The organism is Muribacter muris (genome assembly GCF_004569585.1).
In the GTDB taxonomy this organism is placed as follows: domain Bacteria; phylum Pseudomonadota; class Gammaproteobacteria; order Enterobacterales; family Pasteurellaceae; genus Muribacter; species Muribacter muris.
The window spans coordinates 1-16,127 of record NZ_SPPA01000026.1 but is presented as its reverse complement, the minus strand read 5'-3'; the positions used below and the strand labels follow the sequence as shown (position 1 = coordinate 16,127).

Sequence of the window (16,127 nt, the reverse complement as noted above, 5' to 3'; positions counted from 1 at the left end):
TTAGATCCCCTCAAGTTTCGTCAGTTGTTGCAGGTTATGCGTGATCTCCGCCACGAGATAAACCAACATAATGCCTCCGGATAACGGTAAACAGAGGTAAACCCACCCCATACTTATTCCTAAAGACGGCGAAACTTGACCGCTCAAATAAGTATCAATGACAAGTTGCATACCACTATAAATCAAAACGGATACTGCAAAAATGAGCATCACGGCTAGAATGAACAGTTGCAAGCCGATTTTTCGCTTACCTTTTTGTCTCATCAACAGCAGATCGATCGCCAAATGTTGTTTTAGACCCATTGCATAAGCCGCACCAATCAGTCCAACCCACATAAACAAAAAACGGGCGATTTCATCTGTGGCAATACTTGGTGCCCCAAGGACATACCGAGAGATGACCTGCCATACCACACACCCAACCAAAATGGAAAAAATCCCAATGATCAACCCTGCCACGAGTTTATTAAGTTTCTTTATCATATCGGCTACGCCTTTGATTTAAACGATATGGCTACTATAACAACAGCAATAATATTTTTCTGTGATCTTGTTCACACATTTTTAATTTTGGAATACCAAATAGAAAAATATGTGATTTATATCACACTTTTAGATCGTTTACATTGCTTTTGGAATACCTTGGTGTAGATAATATCGCCCAACCTCGCAAATGCAGGGTTATTTTATTTACCAATTTATTTCACGAAGGAGTTGCTATGTGCTTGACTAAACATTTCCGCTTAACATTACTAACAATAGGGTGCGCACTGCTATCCGCCAATAGCAATGCCGCAACCACATTGAAACTCAGCCATAACCAGAATAAATCTCACCCGGTACATCACGCCTTACAATTTTTTGCCGAAAAAACCAATGAGCTATCGCAAGGAGAATTAAAAATTCGGATTTACTCGGATGCTCAACTCGGCACACAACGGGAATCATTAGAATTAGTGCAAAAAGGGGCATTAGCATTAGCAAAATCCAATGCGGCAGAGCTGGAAGCCTTTTCTAAACAATATGGGGTTTACAATCTCCCTTATCTGTTCAAAGACAAATCTCAATACCATAATGTCCTGCGTAGCCCTTTAGGCAAAACCATTTTACAGGCCTCCAGTGATAACGGTTTTATCGGACTCGCCTACTTAGATGCCGGTGCAAGAAGTTTTTATGCCGCAAAAGCAATAAAGCACCCTGATGATCTGAAAGGGCTCAAAGTGAGGGTTCAGCCAAGCCCAACTGCCGTTAATATGGTAAAAGCGTTAGGCGGTAATCCAACGCCACTTGCTTACGGTGAACTTTATACGGCTCTACAACAAAACGTTGTCGATGCCGCTGAAAATAATATTCCGTCTTACACCCTTAGCCGCCACCACGAAGTCAGCCCGATATTCAGCCAAGACGAACACACAATGGTGCCTGATGTCTTGGTGATTTCGACTAAAGTGTGGAATACGCTCACACCAGAAAACCGCCAAGCACTTGAAAGTGCGGCACAACAAACCACGGAAAAAATGTTTGAACTGTGGGCAAATTCAGAAAATCAAGAAAAGCAGAAAGCCATAAAACAGGGGGTAACATTTGTTGAGGTTGAAAAAGCCGCCTTTAAACAGGATGTTGAACCAATGTATCAGGAGATTCAGCAAACTCATCCCGATCTATATAAACTGATCGAGAAAATTAAAGCGATTGAATAACCTCATAATATACAAGCGGTCGGATTATACTGTTTTTTAACAGTCATCTCTTACTACTGTGATTAACCTCTAATCATATTCAATCGCCTATTCAACATATATCGGGACACCAATATAACATTGTGCCCCGATCTCTTTATACTGTGCTGTTTTGCAAAAATTGAGTGCTATCCCACCGCTTGTTATTCAGCCAAATCAGCTTTTATAGTCGAAATGGGGAATGCTGTTCCAACGCTCTTTGAAATAATGAGCCGCCATTTTCGGCTCACGAGTACGGGTAAATAGCCCTTTTTTATTACCCTGTACCCTGAAAGTACCGTATTTGGTTTGGAAATCAGCGAAGTTCCAAACCTGCTCCCCGATAAAGTAAGGCAGTTTGTCAATTACCTCGTGATGCGCTTTATAATATTCAATCTGAAACTCTTCAGTAAACGGGGTATTGAAATCCATATCGTGCAAACCTGCCACCGTATCTGCACCATATTCCGTGAACATTATCGGCTTGTTCGGAAATAAGGTATGCCAATACTCTAATTCTGCTTGTAATGCCTTCTTCGCTTGAGAAAGATCGGCGGTATTGACATACCACCCATAATAGCGGTTAAGGCAAATAACATCGCTTAGCGCCATAACCAAATCTTTCCCTGCCGGCGCGAGCATAATATTCACAAAACAGCACGGACGTTTTTGCGGATCACATTCTCTCGCGAGATCAAACAGAGGCTTAAAGTATTCGTATGCCCCTTCTTCTGCTGAAGACGGCTCGTTTGCAATCGACCACATTACCACGCAAGCATAATTTTTATCCCGTTGAATCAATTCCTTGATAACCTGACGGTGAGCTTCCATTGTCGTGTATTTCTGCCAAGTATTAATGTCTTGTTCCGCTGGATCATTAATTAATCCTGCGCCAAAATTATGCATCAGCCCTACCGCAGTCGTTTCATCAATCACCACAAATCCTTCCCGATCCGCCAGCCGCATCATCTCTTCCGAGTAGGGATAATGAGAGGTTCTAAATGAGTTTGCCCCCTGCCACTTCATTAAATTGGTATCTAATATATTCGCCGCATTGTTCAACCCACGGCCGTTAAAATGCGTATCCTCGTGCCGCCCGTAACCTTTAAAATAAAACGGTTTATCATTGATCAAAAACTGATTATCTTTAATCTCAACGGTACGCATTCCAAAGGTCTCCGTATAACTATCCAGACACTGCTCGTTTTGGTATAACATTACCTGCATCTTATAGAGATAAGCATTGCGTGGCTGCCAACGGACGACATTTTCAATCGTCAGTTGCTGGCAAGCCAATCCCTCGGAATAGGCAACTTCTTGATCATTTTCGTCAAAAATCCTTATCTTCGCACTATCCCAATCGCCCTGTAACATCAGTGCGACATTAACCTGCGCCCGTGTCTGTTCCAGTTCGTAAGTAATGGTAATATCCTCAATATAGCTTTGCGGTTTCGTCCAAATTTTTACCGGTCGATGAATACCTGCGTAATTAAAGAAGTCAAAATTTTCGCTGACCTTCTTCCTCATTTCACCTTGTTCATTTTGGTATTCCGAATAGTTTCCTACGGGCAGAGTTGAATTATTGAGAATGTTATTGCCATCTACTCTGACAAGATTTTTCCCTAATCTCACCACTTGTGTAATCTCAAATTCAAACGGGGTAAACCCGCCCTGATATTCACCTATTGTTTGATCGTTAATCCGAACTTGTGCAAAGTGGCTCACCGAACCAAATCGGATAAAAATCCGCTCCTTTAACATTGCCGGTGTCAGATAAAACTCGGTTTGATAGCAAAAATCACCGACATAGTTCTTACATTCACTAAGCACAAGCTGATCATTAAAGGATGCGGGGACGGCTATCGATTGCCAGTCAGTGTGATTGGCAAATTTAAATTGCCATTCACCACTTAAATCAATCAGTTCTCGAGTTTCGGTTGCAAGAGGGTACAACATAATATCTCCTTATTTTTGAGGGTAGGAAGGGCGGTTGTTTTGCAAATTTTGCCTTACAAACAACCGCTTATCAGATTAAGAACGGTTCGCTTTTTCTAAAGCGGCAACATTTCGATCCACAATCTCTTTGGATAACGGATACCAAAATTGTAAGATGAAGAAGATCACAATGCAGGATAATGCCGGTACTAGGGTTGCGACACGATAAATCGCATTTAGCGTTTCTGGTGTTTGCACCGGGGCATTTGCCATATAGCCGATAAAACTTAATGCAAAACCGCCCAAACCACCGGCAAGTGCTTGCCCTACTTTGCGGGCAAAGGAATAAACCGCATAAATCGTGCCGTCTTCCCGTCTATGTGTTTTAAGATACTGATGATCAATAATATCGGTAATAAATGCCCAAATGACTACCATAAAATAGTTCAAACCGAGCAAAGCAAATAAGGCTATCGCTAAATAAACCCAAACATTGCTGATTTTTAAAAAGAACAAAATAAGATAAACGATTCCGGTGAACAATAGTGCCACTGCCGCAGACTCTTTCTTACCGAATTTTTTAACTAAAACCTGTGCAAAAGGTGCAATGGCAAAGGTGGCAATCACCGGTAACATTCCGCCGACAGATAGCGCAAACTTACTATTAAAATAATCTACATATAAATAAGGGTTCATCGTACCAATCAGCAAGTTTGCCAATAACAAAATGATTGCGACTAAGATGAATATCATCAATGCCTTATTCCCCAACAGGCTGGTAAATATCGCTTTAATATCATCAAAACATCGTTCCTGACGGTGATTTCTACGCTGTTGTACGGGAAGTTGAACCCGTTCAATCGTATTTTTCCAACAATATTGATAAAGGAAAAATGCGATAACCATAAAAATTCCCATAATTACCGTGAACATTTCAGGGACAATCACTTGCTTACCACCAATCTCCTTATAGACTAATAACGGCACAAAAAATGAAATAAAAAGCACCGCAATATTTGCTCCCATTGTTCTAAACACAGACAGTGTGGCACGATCCTCCGGTTTAGTGCTAATCACCGTTGCCATTGAACCGTAAGGAATATTTACCGCCGTGTAAGCAAAACTCCCCCACAGCAAATAGGTAACCACAACATAGGCTAACTTGTAAGGATATGCCCAATCTTTCACGATATGCAGGAAAAGTAAAAAACCGCTCACACAAACAAAAGGTGCTGCTCGCTTAATGATCCCGCGAAAACGTCCTTCCTTAAACGGCATTATGGTATCGACCAATCTCCCCATACCAACATCGGTGAACGCATCCAATACTCGGGCGATTAAAAATAGTAAACCAACAACATAGCCCTCTATTTCTAATACATTGGTATAAAACAGCATTAAGAAAGAAGAGGACATAATAAAACTAAAGTCATTGGCAATATCCCCCGCCATATAGGCGACTTTATCTTTTAAGCCGAAAGGTCTTATGTTCATATTCTCCCCCTAAATATAGCTATCTTTAAAGCCGCAATAGGCATCGACCGGACTAACACCTTTAAACTCGGAACGCCCCATCATTTTGTCAACTAATAGTGCCATTGTATCGGGCTTACCGTCATACGCATTGATATAGGTTTTCACTTGAGGCACATCGGCGAGGTGAAACGGGCATTGTACGGAAACAAAAATGGTTGGAATTTCGTGAACATAGAACGGAATATCCGGCGTACCTTTCGTTGCCTGCCACACAATACGTTGAACCGTACTCATATGGACATCGGCAACATTAATAATTAAGTCATAGCGATTGACCAACTCGGCAATCGGACGTTTTTGTGAATACTCATTACGGATTGTCTTAACTTGATCTTCATCGGACATTTTCAAAATATCCGCCATCGGCGAGTGGTAAATCGTCGTCTCAAAACCGCAAGCGGTCAGTTTCTCCTGTAAAATTGCAACTGCACTTGGTCGATTACCCGCAACCATTTTGCCAAAACCACCCTCTACGCCTTTCACATTCACGAGCAGAACTCTAGCGTATTTTTCGGGGGTAATCGGAAAAACAGCCTGTTTATTCTTCACCAGTGTAATCGCCTTATCCGCCACTTCTCTAAATATCGCTTTATTTTCCGGTAATCCGATTTTTGCGAGAGCCTCCGCCTTCGGTAACAAGCACTGTCCTTTCGCTTTTTTATGCAAGCCTAAATGCGCTTTTAATCCTAAAATACGTTGTAGAGCCGCCTCTAAACGCTCATCTGAAATAATGCCATTACGGTATCCGTCCAACATATAGCCAAAATCTTCATCGGGATCATTAAAAAAGAGGAATAAATCACACCCCGCAGCAATCGCGGCCGGCAACATTTCGCTCCGCTTCATCGCCGAAGTCATTGCAACCATATGACTGGCATCAGTTACAATCACACCGTTAAAATTGAGCTTACCCCGTAATAAATCGGTTAATAAAGGCTTAGAAAGGGTGGCAGGGAGGCAATCTTCATCTTGCAAACTCGGATTAAAATACTTTTCATAGGCAGGTAAATAAATATGACCCGCCATAATTGAAGGTAAATCGGCATCAATCAGCCCTTGGTAAACCTTACCGAATGTTCGATCCCATTGCTCACAAGAAAAACTATTCACACTAAACGATAAGTGCTGATCCCGCTCATCAACGCCATCGCCGGGAAAATGCTTAGCTGCCGGTGCAATCCCACTTTCTTGAATCCCTTTCATATAAGCTAACGCCATTTCAAGCACCAAATCCGGATCAGAGCCAAAAGAACGATTAGAAATAATAGGATTACGCCAGTTATAATTGATATCGACAATCGGGGCAAAGCTCCAATTACAACCAATCGCAGCCGCTTCAACACCTGCGACTCTCCCCATTTGGTAGGCATATTCCGCATTTGCCGTTGCACCAATTTTCACTTGAACACCGATTTCCGTGCCATCTGTACAGGCACCATTTCCACCCGCTTCAGTGTTTGCCGCAATCAGCAACGGGATCTTACTTTGTGTCTGCAAAATCAGATTTTGATCATAGACTTCCTCTGCCTTTGCAGGGTTGTAACGTACTGCGCCGATATGGTACTTACTCACCATTTCCGTGAGGTATTCTTCCGTTCTGCTTGATCCCATATTGACAAAGAGCTGCCCGATTTTTTCTTCTAAACTCATACCGGCAATGGTTTGTTTAACCCACTGTATATCGTCCGGACTAAGATAGAACGGGCGTTTGCTTAAATCGACTGACATAATGTTACTCCTCTGAAGCGGTGAGATGTTGTTGAAATGTTGCAATGAGTTGCAGCTGATAAGTATCGTCAAATTTTTGGAAAACCAACTTTCCTAAGGCTTCCAATACAAGACGATCCCAACTTTCTGATTCCTGATGACACAAAATAGGAAAAAAGAGAGTTTGAGCCTCTTGGGCGGCATCCAAATCCCCCGGAGAATCGCCCACCATTAAAATCTGTTCCGGCTGATAGCCGTATTGTTTTAACTGATTTAATGCAAAGGCTTTTGAGCCTTGTTCCTGACCGAAAATAACATTCACATAAGGCAAAAGATGATGACGGCTCCATTCATCAATAATGGCATCATTATTTGCCGAACTCACCACAGCAACATCGGCAAACTGCGTTATTATCTCAAGGGAACGTTTAACATTGTCAAAAGGTGCATCTTGATGACGCAGAGCCTTGATTCCCTCATTGACCTTTTCCGACCAATCTAGCGCTAACCGTAAATCTGCCGAGCCAACTCGTTCAAGCTCCGCCATTAGAGATCTGTTTGAAAGCTCGCGACTACTATTTACCCAATCGGTTAAATGTTGAATATCCAACTCATAACCATACGCTTTTAACCCTAACACCAAGCCTTTAAACCTATTTATACCCCGAGTCTGCGAATACAAATTCAGCCGATCCCAAATCGCAATAAAGCGTTCCCGATCTCTCAAGCCAAATACTTCAACGGCGTAGGGACCAAAACAGCGTTGGTGTTTTAAATTCATTGTATCCATTGCACAACCATCGGAATCAATACATACAATCACATTGTGATTTTTCTCAAACCCCATATCACACCCCGCTATAAGCGGAAAAACCGCCATCTATCGATAAGATCACGCCATTAACAAAGCTGGCGTAATGTTCATCCATCAAAAAGAGAATACCGCCTAACAATTCGTGAGCCTCACCAAAACGTCCCATTGGTGTATTTACTAGAATTTTATTTGCTCTTGGGGTCGGATTACCTTGCTCATCAAACAATAAGGCTCTATTTTGATTGCTGACTAAGAAGCCCGGAGCAATCGCATTACAACGGATACCAATGTGAGAAAAATGCACGGCCAACCACTGTGTGAAATTGCTAATTGCAGCCTTTGCACCGGAATACGCCGGAATTTTTGTCAGTGGCGTATAGGCATTCATACTCGAAATATTGATGATATTTGCGCCTTGCTTACCCATCATATCCTTAGCAAAGACTTGGGTTGGTAATAGCGTGCCGAGATAATTCAAATTAAACACAAACTCAATCCCTGATTTATCTAAATCGAAAAACGATTTTGTTTGTGCCGGCAGATCAAACTCGTGAAATTCATTATCGGTTGTCGCTTTAGGGCTATTCCCGCCTGCGCCGTTAATTAAAATATCGCAGCTACCCAAATCCGCTAATACCGCCTGCCGAGTAGCTTCAAGACTTGCAAGATCCAGCACATTGGTTTGGTAGGCTTTTGCAACCCCGCCCTCAGCGGTAATTTCCGCCGCATAAGCCGCCGCTTGTGCTACGTTAATATCTAACAAGGCAATTTTTGCCCCGGTTTTAGCCAACTCTTTTGCAAAGTAAGCACATAAAACGCCTCCTGCTCCCGTTATCACAATGACTTTTCCCGTAAAATTATGTTTTTTCGCAATACTCATACATTCTCCGATTTATTTCTGATTAAACTGACATCACTTTATCCCTTTTTCACAATTTGGAATACCAAAAAATATTGATTTTGTGATCCATCTCACAAAACAACCATTTTGGTTTACCAAACAAAACAAAACTATACTAAAATAATCTCATTCTATTTTGTGATGCGAAATTAATTGGGAGTAAAAAATGGAACAAACGTGGCGTTGGTATGGGGAAAGCGACCCCGTATCTTTAGATGATATAAAACAAGCCGGTGCGACAGGAATTGTTACCGCGCTACACCATATACCGAACGGGCAAGTATGGGAAATAGCGGAAATCCAAAAACGTAAAGTCGTGATTGAGGCGAAAGGCTTAACTTGGTCGGTGGTTGAAAGTGTGCCGGTACACGAGGAGATCAAAACACAAACGGGGCAATTCGAGCAATGGATTGCAAATTACCAACAAACATTACGCAATTTGGCACGATGCGGGATTGATACGGTCTGCTACAATTTTATGCCGGTACTTGATTGGACAAGAACCGATTTGGAATACCAAATGCCCGACGGTTCAAAAGCATTACGCTTCGATCAAGTTGCTTTCTGTGCTTTTGAGCTTTATATTCTGCAACGTCCGAATGCTTACCTAAGCTATACCGAAAGCGAGCAACGTGAAGCGAAAAGCTATTTTGATCAAATGAGAGAAGCCGATAAACAGAAGCTAACGCATAATATCATTGCCGGGCTACCAGGATCAGAGGAAGGCTATACTTTGCAAGCATTTCAAGCTCAACTCGATCGCTATAACGGCATCTCAACGGAAAAATTCCGTGAACATCTCGCCTATTTCCTCAAAAAAATCATACCTGTTGCGCAAGAAGTCGGCATCAGAATGGCAATACACCCGGACGATCCCCCACGCGCAATCTTGGGCTTACCCCGCATCGTGTCCTGTGCTGAAGATATGCAATGGCTGATTGATACCGTCAATCTCCCCGCAAACGGTTTTACAATGTGTACCGGCTCATACGGGGTACGCTCGGATAATGATTTAGTCGCAATGACAGAAAAATTTGCCGATCGCATTTACTTTGCACATTTGCGTTCAACACAGCGGGAGCAAAACCCGCTCAGTTTTCACGAAGCCGATCACCTTGCCGGAGATGTAGATATGTTTGAGGTCGTCAAAACACTGTTAGCGGAGGAACGCCGCCGCCAAGGGATAGGCGATTTTCGTCCAATTCCTCTGCGTCCCGATCACGGGCATCAAATGCTTGATGACTTGCACAAAAAAACCAATCCCGGCTACTCTGCCATTGGGCGTTTAAGAGGTCTTGCCGAACTGCGAGGATTAGAATTTGCGTTAAAACGGGCTTATTTTTAAGTAAAATAGCGCTACAAGCGGTTATTTTTATTCAAAATTTTGTAAAAAGACCGCTTGTTTATTTAATTTTAAATGCCCTTAATAATAAATCAAAAATATAGTTTTCCACTGTTGAATAATTATTTTTCTTTAAGCGGCAAAGTGTTACCCGCCATAAAATCGGATCTCTAATCTTTCGACAAATAAAATCTGTAGAAGAATACTGCTGTGCAATCGGGTAAGGTAATATTGTTAATATATCCGAATTTAACTTTACGGCACTTAACATAAAATCCCAAGAACTCGATTCAATAATAATATTAGGGTAAATATTATGCCGTTCAAATGCATCTTTTAATTGATGCGATATCATAAACGTATAGTCAAAAATCGCCATTTTCGCTTTATTTAAGTCCTGCCATTCAATCACTTCCTTATGGGCTAAAGGGTGAGAGGGCGAAAGAAACACGGATAACTCGGAATGATGAATTTCAAAGGAATCAATAATATTTTTAGAAATCCCCTCCGGATAAAGCAGCACTGCAAAATCAACCTGCTCTAATAATAGCTCGCTTTTTAAAGCAAATGCACCTTTCTCTTTTATTTCAAACTGAATTGTTGGATGATTTAATATCATTTTTGGCATTACGTCAGGAAAAATAACCGATAAAATTAATGGCGGAATACCAATAGCGATTTCGCCTAATATTTCCTTATTCTCCTTATGTAAATTACGATGCATTTCATTATATTTACTGATGATCTCCTTTGCATCATTATAATAATTCTCACCAATATAAGTTAAGCCGACTATTTTCCCATTTAGACGTTTAAATAATTGAATATCTTCTTTATTTTCAAAATCAGCAATCATCATACTTAATGCCGGTTGTGAAATATAAAGGTTTTGAGCCGTCTTACTCAAATTAAAGTTATTTTCCACAATAGCGATAAAATAACGTAAATGCCGAATATCCACGACAACCTCCTCAAATAACATTACAAAAAATATGACGGTTTCGACCGCTTGCAGTATCCGTTCCTCACCAAAACTATTAATAAAATTTATAGGTGGCTAAAAAATCTGTATTTCTAATCACCAATCTCTTTTGCTATCCTTTTTTAAACAACAAAAATTGATAGGTATTTGCTTTTAAAATAGATCTTAATATACGACTGATTTGCCTATAAACGATTAAATTTCTTACATCTTACCATTAAATCAAATACAACGCTTGGTTTAAGCGGTGAATCCCACTTTTTATTATAAATATTTCTGATGAAATAGACTTTGGAGCAGACTATGTCAAAACTCATTCCTCTCGCTGAGCTACCCCGTCATTTTTTTAACGGTATGACCATAATGTCCGGTGGTTTTATGGGTATCGGAACACCTGAAAAAATCGTACAAGCGATTTTAGAGAGTGATATTCACGATATTCATCTGATTTGTAGCGACACAGCCCAAGTACATAACGGTGTAGGGCCGTTAATTGTACAAAATCGAGTGAAAAAAATTGCTGCTTCCCACATTGGCACGAATCCGGAAACCGGCAAAAAAATGATTTCAGGTGAAATTGAGGTCGAACTCATCCCACAGGGAACATTTGCCGAACGTATTCGGGCAGGTGGCGCCGGTTTAGGCGGAATTTTAACACCGACAGGGGTAGGGACAGTCGTAGAACAAGGCAAACAAAAAATAGAGATCGACGGTACGACTTACTTGTTAGAACGCCCGCTCACCGCCGATATTGCGATCCTCAAAGCCGATATTGCCGATGAAAACGGTAATCTCATTTACAACGGTGCCGCCCGCAACTTTAATCCGCTAATGGCACTGGCCGCCAAAACCGTTATCGTGCAAGCAGATAAAATCGTCAAAGCAGGCACACTTGATCCAAATCAGGTTATGACACCGGCAATGCTAGTTGATTACCTCGTTCCAAGCTATTAAGGGAGACATCGTATGAACGCAAAAGAATTAATCGCGCGCCGTATTGCAATGGAGCTTCAAAACGGCGATATCGTCAATCTCGGCATTGGGCTACCGACACTAGTCGCCAATTATTTGCCTGATCATATTGATATTACCCTGCAATCCGAAAACGGCTTCTTAGGTCTCACGGCGCACGATCCGCAAAATGATAACCCTAATATTGTGAATGCCGGCGGGCAACCTTGTGGCATAAAAGCAGACGGCGCTTTTTTTGACAGTGCCTTTTCTTTCGCACTCATCAGAGGAGGGCATATTGATGCCTGCGTGCTGGGCGGATTAGAGGTCGATCAGCAAGCTAATCTCGCCAATTGGATGGTACCGGGCAAAATGGTGCCGGGAATGGGAGGAGCAATGGATTTAGTCACCGGTGCGAAAAAAGTCATCATTGGAATGGAACACTGCGCCAAATCCGGTGCATCTAAAATTTTAAAACAGTGCAGCTTACCTCTAACCGCACTCAATAAAGTCAAAATGATTGTAACCGAACTGGCGGTTTTTGAATTTGAACAAGGCAAACTGGTTTTAAAAGAACACGCCCCTAACGTCGATTTAGCAACCATTCAAGCAAAAACAGAGGCGGATTTTATTGTTGCCGATGATTTTAAACAAATGATCATCAGTGAAAAAGGATTAGTCGTATGATTAACCGTATCGCCCGCTGTACGACAACACTTGTCAGCCGCTATATGCCGGAGCCGCTTGTCCTGGCGGTACTTTTAAGCATCGTCATTTTCTTCTGCGCTTGGGGACTTACCGATCATAACCCGATACAACTCGTTAATATGTGGGGTAACGGCTTTTGGAATCTGCTCGCTTTTAGTATGCAAATGGCAATAGTCGTTGTAACAGGTAATGCGCTTGCCTCTGCTCCGCAGATCCGCCGCTGTCTCGGCATAACGGCATCTATCGCTAAAACGCCGGCACAAGGTGTTATGCTAGTTACCTTTATGAGTGCCGCCGCTTGTGCGATCAACTGGGGATTTGGTTTAGTTGTCGGGGCGATGTTTGCCAAAGAGGTCGCCCGCCGTATTCAAGGAACGGATTATGCCTTACTGATTGCTTGTGCTTATATCGGCTTTATGACGTGGGGCGGCGGATTTTCCGGTTCAATGCCGTTACAAGCCGCCACCCCCAATAACCCGATCGCCCACCTCATCAGCTCCGATACCAACCCTCTCGGCATCGTCCCCGTCAATCAAACCCTATTCACCGGCTACAACCTTTTTATCATTCTAATGCTACTTATTTGCCTGCCTTTTATTACCCGAATGATGAACCCGAAAGGCGGTGATGTTCGCACCGTTAATCCTCAATTATTACAACCCGATCCGGACTTCAGCAAAACACTTGATCACACGGCAACTCTTGCCGAAAAAATTGAAGAAAGCCGTCTATTAGCTTATCTGATTGCCGGCACTGGGTTTAGTTATTTGGCGATCTCTTTCTTTCAAAACGGATTTAGTCTCACCATCAATACTGTCAATCTCATTTTCTTAATGACGGGTATTTTACTACACGGATCGCCTGCCGCTTATGTGAGAGCAATCACCAATGCCGCTCGCAGTACCGCAGGTATTCTTATTCAGTTCCCATTTTACGCCGGAATGCAGCTAATGATGGAACACTCCGGTCTAGGCGGAATGATTACCGAATTTTTCGTCAACATCTCCAATAAAGACACATTCCCGCTGTTAACCTTCTTTAGCTCTGCCCTCATCAATTTTGCCGTGCCGTCCGGTGGCGGACACTGGGTTGTTCAAGACCCGTTTGTCATTCCTGCCGCCCTCTCCCTTGAAGCCGATTTAGGCAAATCGGTAATGACTATCGCCTACGGCGATATGTGGGCAAATATGGCACAACCGTTTTGGGCGCTTCCCGCCCTCGGTATCGCAGGATTAGGGGTGAGAGATATTATGGGTTACTGCATTACTACACTCATTTTTACCACCCCTATCTTTGTCATCGGACTCTATTTCTTATAAATCTAACAGGAGGACATAATGGAAAATATTGTGATTGTCAGTGCGGCAAGAACCGCTATCGGCCGCTTCGGCGGCAGCTTAGCACATACCAGTGCGATTGATTTAGGCGCAATTGTGATTGATGAAGTATTAAAACGTGCCAATATTGACGCTTCAAAGGTGGACGAAGTGATTATGGGTAACGTTCTACAAGCGGGTTTAGGGCAAAATCCCGCCCGCCAAGCCGCCCTAAAAGCCGGCATTAGCGACAATGTTTCCTCGTTTACCCTCAATAAAGTGTGCGGTTCCGGTTTAAAAGCCGTCGTGCTTGGCGCACAAGCGATTACTGCCGGCGATGCCGAGATTGTGATTGTCGGAGGGATGGAAAATATGAGCCAAGCCCCCTATGTGCTCGACAGCAAAGCACGTTTCGGTGCAAAAATGGGGAATTTAACCCTACGGGATACAATGGTGGAAGACGGTTTAACCTGCGCCATCAACCGTTATCATATGGGTATTACCGCGGAAAATATTGCCACAAAATACCAATTAAGCCGCACAGAACAAGATCAATTTGCCCTTCGTTCACAAACATTGGCACAACAAGCGGTTGAATCCGGTGCATTTTCTGCAGAAATCGTCCCGGTTATCCTCAAAACCCGTCAGGGCGAACAATGCCTTAACCAAGACGAACATCCGACCTTTGGCACAACTGCCGAAAGCCTCGCCAAACTACGCCCCGCATTCACCAAAGACGGCACTGTTACCGCCGGTAATGCTTCCGGTCTTAATGATGGCGCTGCTGCATTGTTATTGATGACAGAAAGCAAAGCCAAAGCGCTCGGGCTTACCCCCTTAGCCCGTATTCTCAGCTATGCCAGTGCGGGAAACAATCCGCAGGTAATGGGGCTAGGGCCGGTACCCGCCGTCAAAAAAGCGTTGGCAAAAGCCCAATTAAACTTAGATCAAATTGATTTGATCGAAGCTAATGAAGCCTTTGCCGCCCAAGCATTAGGGGTTGCTAAGGAACTGCAGTTAGATTTGGCTAAAACTAATCTAAATGGCGGTGCGATCGCACTTGGCCACCCTATCGGTGCAAGCGGAGCCAGAATTTTAGTTACCTTACTTTATGCACTCCAAGCTCGAAATAAAACCCTAGGGCTAGCGACATTATGTATCGGCGGTGGTCAAGGTATCGCAATGATCGTTGAACGCCTTTAACCCCTCATCACAACACCAACAGGAGCTATCTATGTTAAATAAAAAAATTGCGATTGTTACCGGTGCAGCAAGCGGTATCGGTCTTGCGGTCAGCCAAAATCTTGCACAAGCCGGTGCAAAGGTCGTTATGGTGGATATTAACCAACCGCTTTTACAACAAGAAGCACAAAGATTACACGCCGCATATACCGTAGCGGATTTATCCAAGCGTGCAGACTGTAAAGCCGTTGTTGATTATGCTGTTGAGCAATTCGGCGGTGTGGACATTTTAGTTAATGTTGCCGGTATCCAAACTGTTTCGCCTATTGCCGATTTTCCCGAAGATCGCTGGGATTTAATGCTGAATTTAATGCTCACTGCCCCTTTCCTACTCACCAAATACAGTTGGCGCTATATGCAACAAAACCGTTGGGGGCGGGTGATTAACTTAAACTCCATTCACGGCTTGGTCGCCTCCGAGTTTAAATCCGCCTATGTTTCTGCTAAACACGGGTTAGCCGGCTTCACCAAAACCGCTGCGTTAGAAGGCGGTGAATACGGCATTACGGTAAATTCCATTTGCCCTGCTTACGTCAGAACGCCGTTAGTTGATAAGCAAATCGCCGATCAGGCGAAACATCACGGTATTTCCGAACAAGAGGTTATCAGCAAAATTATGCTACAAAAAGCGGCGGTAAAACGCTTAATCGAACCGGCAGAGATCGGTGAGTTTGTGAAATTCCTCTGCTCTGATGCCGCAAGCTCAATTTCCGGCGCAAACCTGTCGATTGATGGCGGTTGGACTGTCGGCTAATCCCTTCTCGCACAATGGGCTAACAAGCAGTTCATTGTGCGATATTTTTTGCAACAATGAACGGGTGGTATCTAACGTTCAATACAGAAAAGAAGGGGCTGTACTAGATAACTAGGGAAATCTAATTTCAGGTTAGAATAATCCCTATGAGAAGAAGTCGTTTAAGTCAGTACAAGCAAAACAAACTGATTGAACTGTTTATTGCGGGTGTTACTGCTCGC

The 16,127-nt window shown here is 43.0% G+C and carries 14 protein-coding genes and 1 pseudogene; 8 read left to right on the top strand and 7 right to left on the bottom strand.

Going from position 1 to position 16,127, the window contains the following annotated elements:
- Positions 1-483, bottom strand: coding sequence for a TRAP transporter small permease (locus tag E4T80_RS10595; RefSeq protein WP_135058216.1), 483 nt, complete (start codon positions 481-483; stop codon positions 1-3).
- Positions 484-719: 236 nt separating this feature from the next.
- Here E4T80_RS10595 and E4T80_RS10590 point away from each other — a divergent pair, with 236 nt between their 5' ends.
- Entirely contained in the window at positions 720-1,700 is a 981-nt protein-coding gene (locus tag E4T80_RS10590; protein ID WP_135058214.1) for a TRAP transporter substrate-binding protein, read from the top strand.
- Between the two features lie 195 nt (positions 1,701-1,895).
- Here the strand turns inward: E4T80_RS10590 and uidA are convergent, their stop codons facing one another.
- From uidA to E4T80_RS10565, 5 genes are all read right to left on the bottom strand, one after another.
- Positions 1,896-3,674: a beta-glucuronidase gene (gene uidA, locus E4T80_RS10585; protein WP_135058212.1), complete on the bottom strand. Its 1,779-nt coding sequence runs from the start codon at positions 3,672-3,674 to the stop codon at positions 1,896-1,898.
- Positions 3,675-3,749: 75 nt separating this feature from the next.
- Positions 3,750-5,147 (bottom strand): MFS transporter, encoded by a 1,398-nt coding sequence (locus tag E4T80_RS10580; RefSeq protein WP_228064863.1) that lies wholly within the window; start codon positions 5,145-5,147, stop codon positions 3,750-3,752.
- Positions 5,148-5,156: 9 nt separating this feature from the next.
- A complete protein-coding gene (locus tag E4T80_RS10575; protein ID WP_135058210.1) occupies positions 5,157-6,917 on the bottom strand; it encodes a glycoside hydrolase family 3 protein in 1,761 nt (586 codons plus the stop codon).
- A gap of 4 nt (positions 6,918-6,921) precedes the next feature.
- The gene (locus E4T80_RS10570; RefSeq protein ID WP_228064864.1) at positions 6,922-7,743 is read right to left on the bottom strand and encodes an HAD family hydrolase; all 822 of its coding nucleotides are present in this window, start codon (positions 7,741-7,743) and stop codon (positions 6,922-6,924) included.
- Between the two features lies 1 nt (position 7,744).
- Positions 7,745-8,590, bottom strand: coding sequence for an SDR family oxidoreductase (locus E4T80_RS10565; RefSeq protein WP_135058208.1), 846 nt, complete (start codon positions 8,588-8,590; stop codon positions 7,745-7,747).
- 187 nt (positions 8,591-8,777) lie between these two features.
- On the opposite strand from E4T80_RS10565, the gene uxuA reads away from it, so the two are divergent.
- A complete protein-coding gene (gene uxuA, locus E4T80_RS10560) occupies positions 8,778-9,956 on the top strand; it encodes a mannonate dehydratase (RefSeq protein ID WP_135058206.1) in 1,179 nt (392 codons plus the stop codon).
- A gap of 58 nt (positions 9,957-10,014) precedes the next feature.
- Here uxuA and E4T80_RS10555 read toward each other — a convergent pair whose 3' ends face one another.
- Complete coding sequence (locus E4T80_RS10555) at positions 10,015-10,914, bottom strand: LysR family transcriptional regulator (RefSeq protein WP_135058249.1); 900 nt, start codon at positions 10,912-10,914, stop codon at positions 10,015-10,017.
- 324 nt (positions 10,915-11,238) lie between these two features.
- Between E4T80_RS10555 and atoD the strand changes: the two genes are divergently transcribed.
- The 6 genes and pseudogenes from atoD to E4T80_RS10525 form a co-directional block, all read left to right on the top strand.
- Positions 11,239-11,889 (top strand): acetate CoA-transferase subunit alpha, encoded by a 651-nt coding sequence (atoD, locus tag E4T80_RS10550; RefSeq protein ID WP_135058204.1) that lies wholly within the window; start codon positions 11,239-11,241, stop codon positions 11,887-11,889.
- A gap of 12 nt (positions 11,890-11,901) precedes the next feature.
- Entirely contained in the window at positions 11,902-12,573 is a 672-nt protein-coding gene (locus E4T80_RS10545) for a 3-oxoacid CoA-transferase subunit B (RefSeq protein ID WP_047976232.1), read from the top strand.
- The gene (locus E4T80_RS10540; RefSeq protein ID WP_135058202.1) at positions 12,570-13,913 is read left to right on the top strand and encodes a TIGR00366 family protein; all 1,344 of its coding nucleotides are present in this window, start codon (positions 12,570-12,572) and stop codon (positions 13,911-13,913) included. Before E4T80_RS10545 ends, E4T80_RS10540 begins: the two co-directional genes overlap by 4 nt.
- 18 nt (positions 13,914-13,931) lie before the next feature.
- The gene (locus tag E4T80_RS10535) at positions 13,932-15,113 is read left to right on the top strand and encodes an acetyl-CoA C-acetyltransferase (RefSeq protein WP_135058200.1); all 1,182 of its coding nucleotides are present in this window, start codon (positions 13,932-13,934) and stop codon (positions 15,111-15,113) included.
- 31 nt (positions 15,114-15,144) lie between these two features.
- The gene (locus E4T80_RS10530; protein ID WP_135058198.1) at positions 15,145-15,906 is read left to right on the top strand and encodes a 3-hydroxybutyrate dehydrogenase; all 762 of its coding nucleotides are present in this window, start codon (positions 15,145-15,147) and stop codon (positions 15,904-15,906) included.
- A gap of 146 nt (positions 15,907-16,052) precedes the next feature.
- Positions 16,053-16,127, top strand: a pseudogene (locus E4T80_RS10525) (IS1595 family transposase); the annotation flags it as partial.